This window comes from Conyzicola sp. (assembly GCF_046714715.1).
Taxonomy (GTDB): Bacteria; Actinomycetota; Actinomycetes; order Actinomycetales; family Microbacteriaceae; genus Conyzicola.
This window is the reverse complement of sequence record NZ_JBKKAD010000034.1, coordinates 1-2,790: the sequence shown is the minus strand read 5'-3', so window position 1 is coordinate 2,790 and position 2,790 is coordinate 1. Positions and strand designations below refer to the sequence as shown.

General features: G+C 68.9%; 2 protein-coding genes and 1 pseudogene. All 3 read right to left on the bottom strand.

Features of this window, described 5'->3' with window-relative positions; all coding sequences use genetic code 11:
* Positions 1 to 365: ABC transporter ATP-binding protein (locus tag ACLQ6X_RS02985; protein ID WP_411698686.1), on the bottom strand; the 365-nt coding region annotated here is incomplete at its 3' end.
* A gap of 44 nt (positions 366 to 409) precedes the next feature.
* Positions 410 to 1,633 carry an ABC transporter substrate-binding protein gene (locus tag ACLQ6X_RS02980; protein ID WP_411698685.1) on the bottom strand — a complete coding sequence of 408 codons (1,224 nt, stop codon included), beginning with the start codon at positions 1,631 to 1,633 and terminating at the stop codon, positions 410 to 412.
* Between the two features lie 217 nt (positions 1,634 to 1,850).
* A pseudogene (locus ACLQ6X_RS02975) lies at positions 1,851 to 2,790 on the bottom strand (hypothetical protein); the annotation flags it as partial.

The window sequence follows — 2,790 nt, the reverse complement described above, 5'->3', positions numbered from 1 at the left end:
TCGTGGGCGCGAGCCGTGGCATCCGCGATTTTTCGCCGTTTCAGACCGAAGGCGACGTTCTCGAGCACGCTCATGTGCGGGAAGAGCGCGTAGCTCTGGAACACCGTGTTGACGGGGCGTTGGAACGGCTTGGTGGTCGTGACGTCCGTGCCGCCGATCAGGATGCGGCCGGCCGTCGCGTCCTCGAGGCCGGCGACGAGGCGCAGGGTCGTGGTCTTGCCGCACCCGCTGGGGCCGAGCAGGGCGAAGAACGAGCCGGCCGGGATCGTCAGGCTGAGGTCGTCGATGGCGGTGAAGCCGGGAAACCGCTTGGTGATCCCCACGAGCTCGAGGTCGGCGCCGGATTCGGCGAATGATCCTGCCATGGTGCTGCTCCCCTGCGTTGTCGTGGATTCGTGGCCGGGTCGGCCTAGACGCCGAGAAGGACGCTCTGGAACTCGGCGCCGTACTTCTGCTGCTGCTCGGAGGTGAGCGTGCGGAAGAGCTTGACGGTGGCGAGCGTCTCCTCGTTGGGGAAGATCAGCTGGTTCTCGGCGAGTTCGGGGTCGATGGCCTGCATGGCCTCCTTGGCCCCCGCGACCGGGGTGATGTAGTTGACCCACGCGGCGACCTCGGCGGCCACCTCGGGCTCGTAGTAGTAGTTCATCAGCGCCTCGGCGTTGGCTTTGCGCGTCGACCCGATCGGCACCACGAAGTTGTCGTTCCAGATGGTGCCGCCGGCCTCGGGGATGGCGAACTCCCACTTGTCGCCGGCCTCCGCGTTGATCACAGTGATGTCGCCCGACCAGACGATCGCCGCGAGGGTGTCTTCGTTCGTGAGGTCTTCGATGTAGGAGTTGCCCTTGACGTTGCGGATCTGGCCCGACTCGACCTGCTCGCGGAAGATGTCGTTGGCCGTGCTGAAGTCGTCGTCGCTGAAGTCTCCCGAGATGTCGACGCCCTCCTGCAACATGATGAGCCCGATGGTGTCGCGCATTTCAGAGAGCACACCGACGCGGCCCTTGAGCTCGGGGTTCCAGAGGTCGTTGACGCTCTTCAACCCGTTCGGCAGCTTTTCCTTGTTCCAGCAGATGCCGGCGAAGCCGCCCTGCCACGGCAGGGACATCGTGCGGCCCTCGTCGAAGTCGGGGTTCTGCAGGCTGGAGATGAGGTTGCCGATGTTCGGGATGTTGGCGTGGTCGAGCTCTTGCGTGTAGCCGAAGTTGATCAGCCGCGCGACCATCCAGTCGGTGAGGCACACCGTGTCGGCACCGATGTCCTGGCCGAGGGCGAGCTGGTCTTTGACCTTGCCGTAGTAGGAGTTGTTGTCGTCGACGTCGACGATGTAGGTCACGTCGATGCCCGTCTCTTCCTTGAACCGGTCGAGGGTGGGGTAGCTGCCGTCGTCGGCCTCGTCGATGTAGGCGGCCCAGTTCGCCCAGGTGAGCGTCTTGTCGCTGTCGGAGGTGTCGGCGGCCGCGGTCGGCTTGGTGCCTCCGCCGGTGCTGCAGGCCGCGAGGGCGAGGGCGGCGGCGGCACTGCCGCCCGTGGCGAGCAGGGCACGGCGCGAGACCTGGGAGGCGCGAGCCTGGTGAACGAGCTTTCTGATCATGGGGTCTTCGGGAAGGGCTGCGTTCAGGCGGGCTCTGCTCACGTGTGCTCCTCAATGCGCGCTGTGCGTTCCGCTGGCGACCGTGACTCGTGGCCGCCCGGCCCGCGAATGTGTGAGTCGATACTGGCATAGACAGTGCGTCGCGACCAGCAATCGGCAACGGAAACATCGATTTCGTAACATGGATTTCACGAAATCAGCAGAACGATGGGCCGAATGCTGCGGAATCGTTGGTGCGCGAGCGGGCGAGCCGACACGGCTAGGCGTCTGGACCCGGCGCCGGCAACATCCCCCGCGTCACGGTTCCGCCGGGGGTGAGCAGCCAGAATCGGTCGGCTCGGGCGGCGTCGAGCACGGGCGGGAGGGCGCGCAGCCTGGTCACCGCGCGGAACTCGCCCGCGCCGCACCCGTCGACGATCACCGTGTGCGTCGAACGCGCGGCCGCGAGGGCGCCCCACTGCGCCTGCCAGGCGTCGACGTCGCCGACGATCGCCTGCGCCGACCGCGGGCGCGCCACGGTGAGTCCGCCCTGCGGCACGGCACCCACGTCGACGATCGCGCCAGGTTCGGCGAACGCGGGCAACGCGCGGCGGAGACGCGCCACGAAGGCGGCCGGCCGATTCGACACCACGGCGAGCGGCGCCGAGGCGTCGATGGTGGGGAGGGTATGCAGGGCGCCGGAGTGACGGCCGGGCTCGCGCTCGGGCAGGCGGCTGACGCGGTCGACGGCCACCTGGAGGCGCAGACCGTTCCACCGGCCGGCACCCGGCGGCAGCCGCTCGACGAAGGCGCCGCCGTCGCCGCCGGCGAGCACGTGCTCCTGCCGGTTGGGCAGCCGGAGGAGGAGCCGGCTCCCGCAGAGACCGACCACGGGGTGCAGGGCGGGAGTGAGCCGCTGGGCCGTGATCGCCCAGTGGATGCCGCGGGCCGGTCCCTCACGCAGGCACTGGGTGACCAGCTCGAGAACGGCGGACTCGTACTCCTCGGGGAACCTGCCGAGCAGCGCGTCGAGGTCGTCGAGCAGCACGAGCCGCGGGCCGCGGGGGTGCTCGGCCGTTCCGCGCAGTTCGGCGAGCAGTTCGACGAGCGCGTCCCACGCGCCCTCGACGTCGGCGGCGATGCGCTGCACGTCTGCCGTGGCACCGAGGGTCGCCAGCAGGGTCGACTTGCCCGAACCCGCGGCACCGACGACGAGCAGG